The organism is Citrobacter sp. CK198, assembly GCF_030333295.1.
In the GTDB taxonomy this organism is placed as follows: Bacteria; Pseudomonadota; Gammaproteobacteria; order Enterobacterales; family Enterobacteriaceae; genus Citrobacter_B; species Citrobacter_B koseri.
Genome location: NZ_JAOWGE010000035.1, coordinates 100183 through 114563, shown reverse-complemented (window position 1 = coordinate 114563; position 14381 = coordinate 100183). Strand labels below are relative to the sequence as shown.

Here is a 14381-nt window from a genome sequence, read left to right as displayed (position 1 = left end):
ACTCCGCATCGCGGGGCGTTTGAGATTTTATTATGCTAATCAAATTGTTAACCAAAGTATTCGGTAGTCGTAACGATCGTACCTTGCGTCGTATGCGTAAAGCGGTCGGCATCATCAATGCCATGGAACCGGAGATGGAAAAACTCTCCGATGACGAACTGAAAGGGAAAACGGCAGAGTTCCGCGCGCGTCTGGAGAAAGGCGAAAGCGTTGAAAGCCTGATCCCGGAAGCGTTCGCCGTGGTTCGTGAAGCGAGTAAGCGCGTATTCGGCATGCGTCACTTTGACGTCCAGTTGCTGGGCGGTATGGTGCTGAACGATCGCTGTATCGCGGAAATGCGTACCGGTGAAGGTAAAACCCTGACCGCAACGCTGCCTGCTTACCTGAACGCGTTAAGCGGTAAGGGCGTACACGTCGTCACAGTGAACGACTATCTGGCGCAACGTGATGCTGAAAACAACCGCCCGCTGTTTGAATTCCTCGGGATGAGCGTTGGTATTAACCTGCCGGGCATGCCTGCTCCAGCAAAACGTGAAGCTTACGCCGCCGACATCACTTACGGCACCAACAACGAATACGGCTTTGACTACCTGCGCGATAACATGGCGTTCAGCCCGGAAGAGCGCGTACAGCGTAAACTGCACTATGCGCTGGTGGATGAGGTCGACTCCATCCTGATCGATGAAGCGCGTACGCCGCTGATCATTTCCGGCCCGGCTGAAGACAGCTCGGAAATGTACAAGAAAGTAAACAAGATCATCCCGCACCTGATTCGCCAGGAGAAAGAAGACTCTGATACCTTCCAGGGTGAAGGCCACTTCTCCGTTGATGAGAAAGCGCGTCAGGTCAACCTGACGGAACGCGGTCTGGTGCTGATCGAAGAACTGCTGGTGAAAGAAGGCATTATGGATGAAGGCGAGTCCCTGTACTCTCCGGGCAACATCATGCTGATGCACCACGTAACCGCCGCGCTGCGCGCGCACGCGCTGTTTACCCGCGACGTGGATTACATCGTTAAAGATGGCGAAGTGATTATCGTTGACGAACACACCGGTCGTACCATGCAGGGTCGCCGCTGGTCCGACGGTCTGCACCAGGCTGTGGAAGCGAAAGAAGGCGTGGAAATCCAGAACGAGAACCAGACGCTGGCATCCATCACCTTCCAGAACTACTTCCGTCTGTATGAGAAACTGGCCGGTATGACCGGTACAGCGGATACCGAAGCGTTCGAATTCAGCTCCATCTATAAGCTCGATACCGTTGTGGTTCCGACTAACCGTCCGATGATCCGTAAGGATATGCCGGATCTCGTCTACATGACCGAAGCGGAAAAAATTCAGGCGATCATTGAAGACATCAAAGAGCGTACCGCGAACGGCCAGCCGGTGCTGGTGGGTACGATCTCGATCGAAAAATCTGAAGTGGTCTCTAATGAGCTGACCAAAGCGGGCATCAAGCATAACGTTCTGAACGCCAAATTCCACGCTAACGAAGCGGCGATTGTCGCGCAGGCGGGCTACCCGGCTGCGGTCACTATCGCCACCAACATGGCCGGTCGTGGTACGGACATCGTGCTGGGCGGTAGCTGGCAGGCTGAAGTGGCGGAGCTGGAAAACCCAACGCCAGAGCAGATCGCGCAGATCAAAGCGGACTGGCAGGTTCGTCATGAGGCGGTGCTGGCGTCAGGCGGTCTGCACATCATCGGTACTGAGCGCCACGAATCTCGCCGTATCGACAACCAGTTGCGTGGTCGTTCCGGTCGTCAGGGCGATGCGGGTTCTTCCCGTTTCTACCTGTCAATGGAAGATGCGCTGATGCGTATTTTTGCCTCTGACCGTGTGTCGGGCATGATGCGTAAACTGGGTATGAAACCAGGTGAAGCCATTGAGCACCCGTGGGTGACTAAAGCGATTGCTAATGCGCAGCGTAAAGTTGAAAGCCGTAACTTCGATATTCGTAAGCAACTGCTGGAATACGATGATGTCGCGAACGATCAGCGTCGCGCCATTTACACCCAGCGTAACGAACTGCTGGATGTCAGCGATGTCAGCGAAACCATCAACAGCATTCGTGAAGACGTCTTTAAAGTGACGATCGATGCGTACATTCCGCCGCAGTCGCTGGAAGAGATGTGGGATATTCCGGGTTTGCAGGAACGTCTGAAAAACGACTTCGATCTGGATATGCCAATTGCCGAGTGGCTGGATAAAGAGCCGGAGCTGCACGAAGAGACGCTGCGTGAGCGTATTCTGGCGCACTCAATCGAAGTGTATCAGCGTAAAGAAGAAGTGGTTGGCGCAGAGATGATGCGTCACTTCGAAAAAGGCGTCATGCTGCAAACTCTCGATTCGCTGTGGAAAGAGCACCTGGCGGCGATGGATTACCTGCGTCAGGGTATCCACCTGCGTGGCTATGCGCAGAAAGATCCGAAGCAGGAATACAAACGCGAGTCCTTCTCCATGTTTGCGGCAATGCTGGAATCGCTGAAGTATGAAGTGGTCAGTACGCTGAGCAAAGTTCAGGTTCGTATGCCTGAAGAAGTGGAAGCGATGGAACAACAGCGCCGCGAAGAAGCCGAGCGTTTAGCGCAGATGCAGCAGCTCAGTCATCAGGATGACGACAGCGCAGCGGCTGCTGCTCTGGCAGCGCAAACGGGCGATCGTAAAGTGGGTCGTAACGATCCTTGCCCTTGCGGTTCCGGTAAAAAATACAAACAGTGCCACGGCCGTCTGAGCTAAGGTCTGAATAAAGACAATGAGGCGCAGGTGACTGCGCCTTTTTTATGGATGTAACCGTATGAAAAAACTGCAAATCGCTGTCGGGATTATTCGCAACCCGAACCACGAAATTTTTATTACCCAACGTGCGGCCGATGCTCATATGGCCAATAAACTGGAGTTTCCCGGCGGGAAAATCGAAGCGGGCGAAACGCCGGAGCAGGCGCTGATCCGGGAGTTGCAGGAAGAAGTGGGGATCACCCCGCGTGAAGCGACGCTATTTGAAAAGCTGGAATATCAGTTCCCGGACAGGCACATCACACTGTGGTTCTGGTTAGTTGATCACTGGGAAGGGGAGCCGTGGGGAAAAGAGGGGCAACCGGGGCGGTGGATTGCGCAAGATGCTCTGAATGCGGAAGATTTCCCGCCCGCGAATGCGCCAGTAATTGAAAAGCTGATTGCTGGCTAATGGTGTTTGTAGGCCGGATAAGGCAACGCCGCCATCCGGCAAATTATGGCGGGGGCGCTACGCTTGCCCGCCCTACGTTTTAGTGGAATTACTTCTGCTCTTCACTCCAGTCGTCGCTTTCTGACAAGTCGCCAGAGCTTGGAATACGCTTCTCTTCAGCGGCCCACTCGCCGAGATCGATCAACTGGCAACGTTTAGAACAAAATGGACGGAACGGACTCACTTCGCCCCAGACAACGGTTTTCCCGCAGGTTGGGCAGCTAACGGTGATAGTTTCTGACATCTTTACTCCTTAACAACATGCCAGTTCGAAATCGAGGCGCTCAGGCACCAGCCCATTTTCGCTATCCAGCGGCATAAAGCGAATCGCAAAGCGGCTCTTATGCCCGGAAATTTGTGGATAGAGCTGTGAATCAAGCGCCAGTTGCAAACGCAGCAGGTCGGCATCATCGCCATTGTCCTGATAAAAACCATTCAGGCTGGTTTGCTTACGGAACGGCGAGGAATTACGAATTAAATCCAGGATCAGCGTTAATGCCTGATTGAGCGGATTCAGGCTGGCGATCCAGGTTTCAACCTGCGCATCACGCTGTTCCTGCGGCAAATGCAGCCAGATATGCAGGGTCGGCAAATCAAAACTACAACAACCGCCAGGAATACTCAGGCGCTGACGAACCAGAGCAATCAGGCGATCTTCACGTAGCTGCTGCCCGATACGCGGAGCTGAAATCAAAATGCTGCCCGCCGTCTTCAATTGCTGGCGCAGAGCCTCAATTCGACTCTGGTCAACCCCCGGCACTTCAACCCAGGCCTGAAGTTTGCGCTGCTGACGCTCAAGCTCTTTTAGCAACTCGGTCCGCACTTCACCACGTTCGAACACATCCAGCAAATCCCCGATGTTACGGAAAAAATGCAGAGCGTCCGCATGATCTGCAAGGGGCAAATTGACGGAGAGTTGCTGAATCAGAAACTCAATGCGCAGCCATGTACGCATCTTCTCATTGAGAGGGTGTTCAAAAAGGACCTGGGTGTGCATTACGGTTTTTCCTGTGAGACAAACTGCGACGCAAGCTGTAAATAGCGCGCGTGCAGGCGGGCGACATCCGACGCGATAGCGTCCGGTGCGCCATTATTATCAATAACATCATCTGCCACGGTAAGGCGTGCTTCACGCGTTGCCTGGGCAGCCAGAATTTGTTCAACATGTTCACGCGTCACATCATCGCGCTGCATGGTTCGCAAGAGCTGCGTTTCGGGCGTCACGTCGACCACCAGAACGCGATTGGCTTGTTTATACAGCGCATTTTCGACGAGCAGGGGCACAACCCATAGCACGTAAGGGGACGTTGCCTGCTGAAACTGACGCCGGGTTTCCTGCTGAATTAACGGATGGAGCAGGGCATTCAGCCAGGATTTCTCTTCAGGACTGGCAAAGATACGTTCGCGCAACATCCGGCGTTGTAGCGAACCGTCTGGCGCGATAAGTGCAGAACCAAAATGTTCAGCGATCGCCATAAGGGCGGGTTGACCGGGTTCAACCACCTGACGCGCAATAATATCGGCGTCGATAACGTTTATTCCGAGGTCAGCGAATGCATTCGCAACGGTGCTTTTACCACTGCCAATGCCGCCGGTTAAGGCTACTGTATACCTCATAAGTCCAGATCCTGGGATTTAGGTTTGATAATCAAATGGTTAAAAGTTGAGCGCACGAAGGCGATATTACTGTAGGCATTATCTACTATTCGCCAGGTAAATTTATGGGATTGTAGCGTAAAAAAAGAGAATTTCGCAGTCTTGCGCAAGCCTGATTAGTGCGTATGATAACGTCACTGGAGTTGTGAGTTTCGCTTTTTTGCCATTAACCCCAGGAATCCGCACATGCGTATCGAAGAAGATCTGAAATTAGGTTTCAAAGACGTTCTTATCCGCCCTAAACGCTCTACCCTCAAAAGTCGTTCTGATGTTGAACTGGAACGTCAATTCACCTTTAAACATTCAGGTCAGACCTGGTCCGGCGTGCCGATTATCGCGGCAAATATGGACACCGTCGGGACTTTCGAGATGGCAAGCGCTCTGGCATCGTTCGACATTCTGACTGCCGTACATAAGCACTATTCCGTTGAGGACTGGAACGCCTTCACCAGTACCGCCTCTGAGGATGTTCTCAGGCATGTGATGGTTTCAACAGGCACCTCCGATGCTGATTTCGAAAAAACCAAACAGATTCTGGCGCAGAGCCCGGCACTGAACTTTGTTTGTATTGATGTGGCAAATGGTTACTCCGAACACTTCGTGCAGTTTGTTTCAAAGGCGCGTGAAGCATGGCCGACAAAAACCATTTGTGCCGGTAACGTGGTGACCGGTGAAATGTGTGAAGAGTTGGTTCTTTCCGGCGCGGATATTGTAAAAGTCGGGATTGGTCCTGGCTCCGTATGTACCACGCGTGTGAAAACCGGCGTGGGCTATCCGCAGCTTTCTGCGGTGATTGAATGCGCCGATGCCGCGCATGGTCTGGGCGGTATGATTGTCAGCGATGGCGGTTGCACCATGCCTGGCGATGTCGCAAAAGCGTTCGGCGGCGGTGCGGATTTCGTGATGCTGGGCGGTATGCTGGCAGGCCATGAAGAAAGCGGCGGTAAAATTGTTGAAGAGAATGGCGAGAAATTTATGCTGTTCTATGGCATGAGTTCTGAATCCGCTATGACCCGTCACGTTGGCGGCGTTGCGCAATATCGTGCAGCAGAAGGGAAAACCGTTAAGCTGCCGCTGCGTGGCCCGGTGGAATACACCGCGCGTGATATCCTCGGCGGTCTGCGTTCAGCCTGTACCTACGTTGGCGCCTCCCGTCTGAAAGAGCTGACGAAACGCACGACGTTTATTCGGGTACAGGAACAAGAAAACCGCATTTTCAATAGCCTGTAATCCCGTGCGCTGGCGCAGCACAATGCGCCAGCATTATCCCATACCGCTCATTGCATCCCCCAGATGGAAAACGGGCAAATACATTGCCACGACCAACGTACCAATAATGACCCCTGTGATAACAAGCAAGGCGGGTTCCAGTAGCGCCGCCAGGTTATCCGCCAGCGATAGCGTATTCTCACCGTGGTGCCGGGCAAGGTTATGCAACATTGCATCCAGCGCGCCGGAAGTTTCACCGGTAATGACCAACTGTATGCACAATGGGCTGAACTCACCGGCATTTTTAAGCGCCTGCCAGACCGGTTTTCCGGCATGAATATCGCGATGAACCTGAGCTAAACGCTGAGACCAGTAAGGGCAATTCAGGGTTTCTGCGACACTTTCCAGCCCTTGTGAAAAGGGGATTCCGGCGCGTTGCGTTAATGCCAGGATGGTGAAAATCTGCGTGAGTTTTTGGCCTCTGACCAGGCGTGCAATAACGGGACAGCGCAGCAGAAGACGCTGGCGTTGAATCTGCCAGTACGGTTTTTTTATTATCAAACCGTAGATTACCCCCGTTGCGATACCGAGCAGCGCCATCAGCCAGCCCCATTGGGCACTCCACTGCGCCAGTGTGATGATGCCCTGCGTCAGTGCCGGTAACGGCGTATTGAATGTCCGGTAGATAGCGGCAAACTCCGGCAGAACAAAGTGCAGCATGGCGAAAACAACCATCATGGCCATCGTCAGAATCATGATGGGATAACGCAGCGCTTTTTTGACTTTGTCAGCAAGCTGTTTTTGGGCATTTTGCTGACGCGCCAGCTCAAAGCAGCATTCATCGAGTTTTCCGGTAAGTTCCCCGGTACGGATCATCGCCTGATAGAGTGGAGGAAAGACCTGCGGCCATTGCGCCAGCGCGGAAGAAAGCGGGGCGCCTTGCTCCAGGTTATGGGCCAGCGTTTGCAGCAGCGCCTGCCATTGTCGACTGGGGTGCTGCCCGGCAAGCAACGTCAGTCCTTCGGAAAGCGTAAGCCCCGCTTTGAGAAGCGTCGCCAGTTGGTGGACGATCTCCGCGCTTTGTTCTGCGCGCCAGTGTGCCGCTTTAACGCCCAAGCGTTTTGCGCGTATCGGCATGATGTGCTGATGTTCCAGAGCAACGAGCAGTGCGGCACGATCGTCAGCCCATAAGGCCCCCTCTTCCGAATGGCCCGTGGCGTTAATCCCTTGCCAGCGCCAAAGCTGTTTAGCTGACATGAGGTAGCCCCAGAACGCGCAGGAGTTCTTCAAAGGTCGTCAATCCTTGTTCAACCGCATGACAGCCGTTCTCAAAAAGCGTACTCATCCCTTCCTGTCGGGCGCAGGACTCCAGCGCCTCAACGGTTGCATTGTTGATAAGCAACTGTCGCAATGCGGGCGTAACAGGCAAAACCTCGAAGAGCGCGGTACGCCCATAAAATCCGTGGTAGCAACGTTCGCAACCGGGCGCTTGCCAGCGGGGAAGCGTGGTAGGCCATAGCGCGGCGGGAAGCGAGACAGGCTCTGCGGCAAGATGACGGCAGTACGGACATAATTTTCTGACCAGTCGCTGGGCGACGACCAGCGTCAAGGCGGATGAGATCATCCAACGCGCGACGCCCATCTGTTGTAAACGTATCAGCGTTTCACTGGTGGAGTTGGTGTGCAGCGTGGACAGCACTAGGTGGCCGGTTTGCGCGGCTTTAATCGCAATTTCTGCCGTTTCGCCATCACGGATTTCGCCCACCATTATAATGTCGGGGTCCTGACGCAGCAGCGCGCGTAATACGCTCTGAAAAGTAAGTCCGGCGCGCGGATGAATTTGTGTCTGATTAAGGCCCTCGACAGGAATTTCGACCGGGTCCTCTACGCTACAGAGATTCACATCCTGGGTGTTGCGCGCCTGTAGCGCGCTGTAGAGCGTTACGGTTTTTCCACTGCCGGTAGGGCCTGTCACCAGAACCAGTCCCTGCGGTTGCCGTAGCGCCTGCATGAGCAGGGCGAGTTGCGTATCAGGCATGCCTAACGCGTTGAGATCAAGCGCCTGCTCGACCTGGTGAAGTAACCGCAGTACCACTTTCTCACCGTCCCGGCAGGGGAGGATCGCGACACGAAATGAAACCGCATTGCCCGCAAGCGTCACGGTAAATTGCCCGTCTTGCGGGAGTCGATGTTCGGCAATATCCAGATTGCCCAGTACCTTTAACCTTGCCGTCAGTGCCGCGCCGGTGACGGATGAAACGCCGGGCAAGGCATGAAGTACGCCATCCACGCGCAGCCTGATTCGGTAGTGGTTTTCCGCAGGTTCAATGTGGATGTCGGAAGCGCGTTTTGCCAGCGCGGATTCCAGCGTCTGCTGCAAAAGTTCCGCCGCCGTGCGGCTATCGTCGGCGATGACGGCCGGGAGCATTTTCCGCGGCTTATGCATATGGCCTTCCATCTGCTGACGAGTCCAGCAGACAATGTCGATCCGCTTTGTTGTGGCAAAGTGCAGGGCGTCCAGCAGTTCATGGGACGGTGAATCTATGACCGCGACGTGAACCACCTCGTTATCGGCATCGAGCAATATTCCCTGATGACGCAGGCACAGCGCCGTAAGTTGCGTGATGTTCATTGCTTTCTCCTTAGCTGGCGTCAAAGCGGAAAACATCTTCACAGGCCTGTTGCAGCGCGCTGTCGCTCTGGATGTTGCAACTGCGCGTCCAGCCGGTGATGCCGTTGGTGTTATCCCAGTTGGGCGTCATGGTGATGCTCAGACCGTTGAGGCTCTCCTGCCCGGTGAGCATTACCACGCCTTTTTCTATGCTCATGCCAGAGACGTAGCGGGTGGTGGTCGGAGAGGGGATGCCGTTGCTGCTGGCGTCGCAGGTTGCAATGCCGCCGTGTTCCAGCGCGCAGAGTTCGACGGCGGTGCGGTAAGGAACGAATGTCTGCAACATATCCGTCAGTGCGGCTTTGCGCAGGTAGTTCTGGTAGGCCGGAATGCCGGTGGCGCTCAGGATGGCGATAATGCCGATCACCACCATCAGTTCGATAAGCGTAAATCCGCGTTGTTTGTCCATTGTCTGCTCCTTGAGTTAACAGGCGCTACTTTGGCAAACGTAGGGGATAATTCGCGAGCGGCAAAAATCGAAACGGGAAAGGGGATTCAGAAGATTGTTGGCGGGTTGCATAGCAAGGCAACAGGTTTGCGAGGCAGCCCGAAAAAATGTGCCGGATGGCGGCGTAAACGCCTTATCCGGCCTACGGATTTACATCGTTTGTAGGCCCGATAAGCGAAGCGCCATCGGGCATTATCGGCAGGGCGTTGCATCGTTTGTAGGCCCTGATAAGCGGAGCGCCACCGGGCATTATCAGCCGGGATTAGCATCATTTGTAGGCCCGATAAGCGAAGCGCCATCGGGCATGACAATCCGGCGTTAGCGAAAACGCATGGAGAGATCGAGCGCTCTCACATGTTTGGTCAGCGCGCCAACGGAGATAAAATCCACGCCGGTTTCGGCAAATTCGCGCAGGGTTTCATCAGTGACATTGCCGGAAACTTCCAGCCGCGCCTGTCCGTTGGTGCGTTTCACCGCTTCACGCATCTGATCCGTTTCGAAGTTATCCAGCATGATGATGTCTGCGCCCGCTTTCAGCGCGTCGTCCAGCTCATCCAGATTCTCAACTTCAACTTCAACCGGCACATCAGGATGCAGCCAGAAGGCTTTCTCGACCGCCTGACGCACTGAGCCGGAAGCGATGATGTGGTTCTCTTTAATCAGAAAGGCGTCGGAAAGCCCCAGACGGTGATTCGCGCCGCCGCCGCACAATACGGCGTATTTTAATGCGGTTCGCAGACCCGGCAGGGTTTTGCGGGTGTCCAGCAGTTGCGTTTTTGTCCCCGCCAGCAAATCAACGTATTTACGGACTTCGCTTGCGACGCCGGAAAGCGTCTGAACAAAGTTCAACGCGGTGCGCTCGCCGGTCAGCAGGATGCGAGACGGGCCGTCCAGTTCAAACAGCGGCTGGTTGGCTTTAATGCTGTCGCCGTCCTGTACGCGCCAGGTGATGCTGACATCATCGCCGGCCAGTTGAATAAAAACCTCTTCTACCCAACGTTTTCCGCAGAATACGCCATCTTCACGGGTAATCACCGTGGCGTGAGAACGGGTGTTCTCCGGTAAAAGCTGCGCGGTAATATCGTTATTTGCGTCAACTTCTCCGCCTAAATCTTCACGCAGCGCCTGGGCGACAGCGGTGGGGATATCCAGATTTATGCGTTCCAACAGCGCGTCACGTCGGTAGTCAGGGTTGTAGCGGCGAGGCGGCATGATAAAACTCCAAATTGGTAACGAATCATAAGGTAGAAACATGCTACTCTGAACCGGATAACTGCACCATATAAAAGGAGGTTCTGTATGCTGTTAGACAAGGGCTGGCTGGCGGAGGCGCGACGCGTCCCCTCTCCCCATTTTGACTGCCGCCCGGATGACGAAACCCCTTCTTTGCTGGTGGTGCACAATATCAGCCTGCCGCCAGGCGAGTTTGGCGGTCCGTGGATTGATGCGCTATTCACCGGAACACTCGATCCCGCTGCCCATCCTTTTTTTGCCGAGATTGCCCATTTGCGCGTTTCGGCACATTGTCTGATTCGCCGCGATGGCGAAATTGTGCAGTATGTCCCTTTCGACAAGCGTGCCTGGCATGCGGGCGTGTCGAACTATCAGGGGCGTGAGCGCTGTAATGATTTTTCCATTGGTATCGAGCTGGAGGGAACGGACTCGCTGGCTTATACCGATGCGCAGTATCAGCAACTGGCCGCCGTGACGCGCACGCTGATTGCGCTTTACCCGGCGATAGCCGACAACATGACCGGACACTGCAATATTGCGCCTGAGCGTAAAACCGATCCCGGTCCGTCTTTCGACTGGGCGAAGTTTCGCGCGCTGGTCACCGCCTCGTCACACAAGGAGATGACATGACGCTGTTTACGACATTACTGGTGCTGATTGTTGAGCGCCTGTTCAAGCTGGGTGAGCACTGGCACCTCGACCACCGACTGGAGGTCCTGTTCCGCCGGACGACGCATTTTTCGATGGTGCGTACGTTGGGGATGACGATTGTTGCGATGGCGGTGACGTTCCTGCTGCTGCGTGCGCTGGAAGGTTTACTGTTTAACGCTCCCACGCTGGTGGTCTGGATACTGATTGGTGTGTTGTGTATTGGCGCAGGGAAGGTTCGTCTACATTATCACGCGTACCTGAACGCGGCTTCCCGTAATGATGCCCATGCCCGTGAAGCGATGGCTAACGAACTGACGCTGATCCACGGCGTGCCGCCAGACTGCAACGAACGGGAGTTTTTGCGCGAGCTGCAAAATGCGCTGCTCTGGATAAATTTCCGCTTCTATCTGGCGCCGCTGTTCTGGTTTATTGTCGGCGGCCCGTGGGGGCCGGTGACGCTGGTCGGCTATGCGTTTCTGCGCGCCTGGCAGTCCTGGCTGGCGCGTTATCAAACGCCGCATCAACGTTTGCAGTCTGGCATTGACGCGATTCTTCATGTTCTGGACTGGATTCCGGTGCGTCTGGCTGGCGTGGTTTATGCGCTGCTGGGGCATGGCGAGAAGGCGCTGCCCGCCTGGTTTGTTTCGCTGGCGGATCTGCGCACGTCTCAGTACCAGGTATTGACGCGTCTGGCACAGTTCTCGCTGGCCCGCGAGCCGCACACGGATAAGGTTGAAACGCCGAAAGCCGCTGTCTCAATGGCGAAGAAAACGTCTCTGGCGGTGGTGGTGGCGATCGCATTTCTGACCATTTACGGAGCGCTGGTGTAATGTCGTTTTGCCGGATGGCGCTGCGCTTATCCGGCCTACGTTTGCACGGACTGTAGGCCCGGCAAGCGCAGCGCCGCCGGGCAACGTGCTCAGACTGTATCCGCAGGCGGGATGCCAAAATCTGGCATTCCGTTTTCGTCCCAGCGAATCAGCTTCAGGCGGGTATGACGGTTCGGATCGTACAGCGGATCGCCTTCAATCTCCGTATAATTTCGCGCATGGTAGACCAGTACATCATCGCCTTCCGGCGTTTGGGTAAAGCTGTTGTGCCCTGGCCCATACTGGCAGTTTTCATTGCTGGTGGTAAAGACCGGACGCGGTGATTTGTGCCAGTTTGCCGGGTTTTGCGGATCGGCATGCATATCAATCCACAGCAGACCCATACAGTAGTTTTCGTCGGTGGCGCTGGCGGAATAGCTGATAAACAGCTTATCGCCGTGCGTTATAACCGCAGGCCCTTCATTGACGCGAAAACCCCGGCACTCCCAGTCGTATTCCGGCTTGCTGAGCATCACCGGCGCGCCTTTGATCGTCCACGGATTTTCCAGCCCGGCAAGATAGATATTGGAGTTTCCGGCGATATCCGGCGCTTTCTGCGCCCACAAATACCACTGTTTTCCCTGATGGCTAAAAGTCGTGGCATCCAGCGCGAAGGTATCAAATGGTGTTTTGACCTGACCTTTTTCTTCCCAGACGCCGCTGAGTGGGTCGGCATCTGTACACTCCAGGACAAACATGCGGTGCTGGAACATTCCCAGTTTGTCGAGCGCCTGGGTATGCGCGGCGGCGAAATAGATGTACCACTTGCCGTCGATGCGGTGAATCTCTGGCGCCCAGATAAGCTCGCACATCGGGCCGCTTTCAGGTTTACGCCAGACGACGACAGGGGAGGCGGTGCGTAAGTTTTCCAGCGAGTTTGCCCGACGGATCTCCAGCCGGTCATACTCCGGTACCGAGGCGATAAAGTAATAATGGTTGCCGTCGCGAAGGATAAACGGATCGGCGCGTTGTTCAATAAACGGGTTGGGCCAGTTTTGCATCAGGCTTTCCTTACTGTTTCAGCGACGTTAAATTGCGGGTCATCGTTGAGCTCGCGGTAGTTGGCGCGGCGTTTTTCCAGGTCCTTCTGAATCTGTTTCATCAGTTCGCGATCCACTTTCAGCAGGCGAACCACGCCGGCGGTGATCAGATAGCCGACGCCGGGGATCACCGTGAAGAGCAGAACAATACCGCCGATTGCCGTGTCGCTCTGCGCTTTGGCGCCAGCGTCGTAGCCATACCAGGATAACAGGAAACCGACCATTGCTCCGGCAATCGCCAGACCCAGTTTCAGGAAGAACAGGTTGCCGGAAAAGCTGATGCCGGTGATGCGCTTGCCGGTTTTCCATTCGCCGTAGTCATCGACGTCTGCCATCAGCGACCAGTGCAGCGGGGAAGGGATCTGATGCAGGATGTTTAGCAGGAAGTAGAGCACCACGATAAGCGTAGTGGCTTTTGGATCGAAGAAGTAAAAGGCGCAGGAGAACAGCGCCAGCGCGATATTGGTCCAGAAGAAGACCTTCAGTTTGCACCAGCGGTCGGTCAGCACTTTCGCCAGCATACTGCCGATCATCATTCCCACCACGCCAAGGCTAATGAAAAGGGTGGCGAAGTGAGTGCTTTGCCCCATTACCCAGGTCACGTAATACATGGTTGCCGCCATGCGGATAAAACCCGGACAGACGTTGCACAATGTCAGCAGCAGGATGCGCACCCATTGATCGTTTTTCCATACGTCTTTGAAATCGTTCTTCATGTCATCATGGGTAGGAACGGCGGGACGAATGCGTTCACGAACGGTGGCAAAGCAGAACAGGAACATGCACATGCCGATAATCGCCAGTACGGTCATCGCCATCTGGTAGCCTTTGGCTTTATTATCGCCGCCAAACCACTCCACCATCGGCAGCAGCGTTAATGACAACAGCAGAGTGGCAATCCCGACCAGCACAAAACGGTATGACTGGCAGGCCACGCGCTCTTGCGGATCGTTGGTGATGACGCCGCCTAATGAGCAGTAGGGAATATTGATGGCGGTGTAGGTAATCGACAGCAGAAAATAGGTGACAAACGCATAGATAACCTTGCTGTTATATGTCCATTCCGGGGTGGTGAACATCAGGATGCTGAACAGCGCATAAGGGAAGGCAATCCACAGCAGCCAGGGACGAAATCGCCCGTATTTGCTTTGGGTACGATCGGCGATTGCGCCCATAATCGGGTCGGTAACGGCATCAATCACGCGAACGGAGAGGAGTAATACACCGACCAGAGCGGGAGCCAGCCCAAAAATATCTGTATAAAAATAGTTAACAAACAGCATTATGGCGCCAAAGATGATGTTGCATCCGGCGTCACCCATGCCATAGCCGATTTTTTCTTTTATCGACAGCTTACCCTTTTCCATTGAAACGTCTCC

Annotated in this window: 14 protein-coding genes; 5 read left to right on the top strand and 9 right to left on the bottom strand. The window is 54.7% G+C overall.

Annotated elements, in window-relative coordinates:
• The first annotated feature begins 32 nt into the window (after window positions 1-32).
• Together secA and mutT are read left to right on the top strand one after the other, a co-directional pair.
• On the top strand, window positions 33-2738 hold the full coding sequence (secA, locus tag OGY62_RS18475) for a preprotein translocase subunit SecA (RefSeq protein WP_047458916.1): 2706 nt from the start codon (window positions 33-35) through the stop codon (window positions 2736-2738).
• 58 nt (window positions 2739-2796) lie between these two features.
• Entirely contained in the window at window positions 2797-3186 is a 390-nt protein-coding gene (gene mutT, locus OGY62_RS18470; RefSeq protein WP_049010061.1) for an 8-oxo-dGTP diphosphatase MutT, read from the top strand.
• Window positions 3187-3274: 88 nt separating this feature from the next.
• Here the strand turns inward: mutT and yacG are convergent, their stop codons facing one another.
• From yacG to coaE, 3 genes are read right to left on the bottom strand one after another with little or no spacing between them, the layout of a single operon-like run.
• Window positions 3275-3469 carry a DNA gyrase inhibitor YacG gene (gene yacG / locus OGY62_RS18465; RefSeq protein WP_047458910.1) on the bottom strand — a complete coding sequence of 65 codons (195 nt, stop codon included), beginning with the start codon at window positions 3467-3469 and terminating at the stop codon, window positions 3275-3277.
• A gap of 9 nt (window positions 3470-3478) precedes the next feature.
• Entirely contained in the window at window positions 3479-4222 is a 744-nt protein-coding gene (gene zapD, locus OGY62_RS18460; RefSeq protein WP_012134063.1) for a cell division protein ZapD, read from the bottom strand.
• The gene (gene coaE, locus OGY62_RS18455; RefSeq protein WP_112001185.1) at window positions 4222-4842 is read right to left on the bottom strand and encodes a dephospho-CoA kinase; all 621 of its coding nucleotides are present in this window, start codon (window positions 4840-4842) and stop codon (window positions 4222-4224) included. Before coaE ends, zapD begins: the two co-directional genes overlap by 1 nt.
• 225 nt (window positions 4843-5067) lie before the next feature.
• Here coaE and OGY62_RS18450 point away from each other — a divergent pair, with 225 nt between their 5' ends.
• On the top strand, window positions 5068-6111 hold the full coding sequence (locus OGY62_RS18450) for a GMP reductase (protein WP_058668571.1): 1044 nt from the start codon (window positions 5068-5070) through the stop codon (window positions 6109-6111).
• 33 nt (window positions 6112-6144) lie between these two features.
• On the opposite strand, the gene hofC is transcribed toward OGY62_RS18450, so the two are convergent.
• The 4 genes from hofC to nadC form a co-directional block, all read right to left on the bottom strand.
• Window positions 6145-7347, bottom strand: coding sequence for a protein transport protein HofC (gene hofC / locus OGY62_RS18445; RefSeq protein ID WP_286460388.1), 1203 nt, complete (start codon window positions 7345-7347; stop codon window positions 6145-6147).
• A complete protein-coding gene (gene gspE / locus OGY62_RS18440) occupies window positions 7337-8722 on the bottom strand; it encodes a type II secretion system protein GspE (RefSeq protein WP_286460387.1) in 1386 nt (461 codons plus the stop codon). The genes hofC and gspE overlap by 11 nt, the downstream gene beginning before the upstream one ends.
• Window positions 8723-8732: 10 nt before the next feature.
• Entirely contained in the window at window positions 8733-9170 is a 438-nt protein-coding gene (ppdD, locus tag OGY62_RS18435; RefSeq protein WP_286460386.1) for a prepilin peptidase-dependent pilin, read from the bottom strand.
• Between the two features lie 357 nt (window positions 9171-9527).
• Window positions 9528-10421 (bottom strand): carboxylating nicotinate-nucleotide diphosphorylase, encoded by an 894-nt coding sequence (nadC, locus tag OGY62_RS18430; RefSeq protein ID WP_012134056.1) that lies wholly within the window; start codon window positions 10419-10421, stop codon window positions 9528-9530.
• A gap of 87 nt (window positions 10422-10508) precedes the next feature.
• Between nadC and ampD the strand changes: the two genes are divergently transcribed.
• Both ampD and ampE read left to right on the top strand, forming a co-directional pair.
• A complete protein-coding gene (gene ampD, locus OGY62_RS18425; protein ID WP_286460385.1) occupies window positions 10509-11072 on the top strand; it encodes a 1,6-anhydro-N-acetylmuramyl-L-alanine amidase AmpD in 564 nt (187 codons plus the stop codon).
• Window positions 11069-11923, top strand: coding sequence for a beta-lactamase regulator AmpE (gene ampE / locus OGY62_RS18420; protein ID WP_012134054.1), 855 nt, complete (start codon window positions 11069-11071; stop codon window positions 11921-11923). Before ampD ends, ampE begins: the two co-directional genes overlap by 4 nt.
• Window positions 11924-12012: 89 nt before the next feature.
• Here ampE and OGY62_RS18415 read toward each other — a convergent pair whose 3' ends face one another.
• A complete protein-coding gene (locus OGY62_RS18415; protein WP_012134053.1) occupies window positions 12013-12963 on the bottom strand; it encodes a glycoside hydrolase family 43 protein in 951 nt (316 codons plus the stop codon).
• The gene (locus OGY62_RS18410; protein ID WP_047458898.1) at window positions 12963-14369 is read right to left on the bottom strand and encodes a glycoside-pentoside-hexuronide (GPH):cation symporter; all 1407 of its coding nucleotides are present in this window, start codon (window positions 14367-14369) and stop codon (window positions 12963-12965) included. Before OGY62_RS18410 ends, OGY62_RS18415 begins: the two co-directional genes overlap by 1 nt.
• Window positions 14370-14381: the final 12 nt, after the last annotated feature.

What these genes read in the sequence shown, in the direction of transcription:
- secA (WP_047458916.1), top strand. Translation starts at nt 33, where the DNA reads ATGCTAATCAAATTGTTAACCAAAGTATTCGGTAGTCGTAACGATCGT.
- ampE (WP_012134054.1), top strand. Translation starts at nt 11,069, where the DNA reads ATGACGCTGTTTACGACATTACTGGTGCTGATTGTTGAGCGCCTGTTC.
- nadC (WP_012134056.1), bottom strand. Translation starts at nt 10,421, where the DNA reads ATGCCGCCTCGCCGCTACAACCCTGACTACCGACGTGACGCGCTGTTG.
- zapD (WP_012134063.1), bottom strand. Translation starts at nt 4,222, where the DNA reads ATGCACACCCAGGTCCTTTTTGAACACCCTCTCAATGAGAAGATGCGT.
- coaE (WP_112001185.1), bottom strand. Translation starts at nt 4,842, where the DNA reads ATGAGGTATACAGTAGCCTTAACCGGCGGCATTGGCAGTGGTAAAAGC.
- OGY62_RS18415 (WP_012134053.1), bottom strand. Translation starts at nt 12,963, where the DNA reads ATGCAAAACTGGCCCAACCCGTTTATTGAACAACGCGCCGATCCGTTT.
- ampD (WP_286460385.1), top strand. Translation starts at nt 10,509, where the DNA reads ATGCTGTTAGACAAGGGCTGGCTGGCGGAGGCGCGACGCGTCCCCTCT.
- ppdD (WP_286460386.1), bottom strand. Translation starts at nt 9,170, where the DNA reads ATGGACAAACAACGCGGATTTACGCTTATCGAACTGATGGTGGTGATC.
- gspE (WP_286460387.1), bottom strand. Translation starts at nt 8,722, where the DNA reads ATGAACATCACGCAACTTACGGCGCTGTGCCTGCGTCATCAGGGAATA.
- hofC (WP_286460388.1), bottom strand. Translation starts at nt 7,347, where the DNA reads ATGTCAGCTAAACAGCTTTGGCGCTGGCAAGGGATTAACGCCACGGGC.
- yacG (WP_047458910.1), bottom strand. Translation starts at nt 3,469, where the DNA reads ATGTCAGAAACTATCACCGTTAGCTGCCCAACCTGCGGGAAAACCGTT.
- OGY62_RS18410 (WP_047458898.1), bottom strand. Translation starts at nt 14,369, where the DNA reads ATGGAAAAGGGTAAGCTGTCGATAAAAGAAAAAATCGGCTATGGCATG.
- mutT (WP_049010061.1), top strand. Translation starts at nt 2,797, where the DNA reads ATGAAAAAACTGCAAATCGCTGTCGGGATTATTCGCAACCCGAACCAC.
- OGY62_RS18450 (WP_058668571.1), top strand. Translation starts at nt 5,068, where the DNA reads ATGCGTATCGAAGAAGATCTGAAATTAGGTTTCAAAGACGTTCTTATC.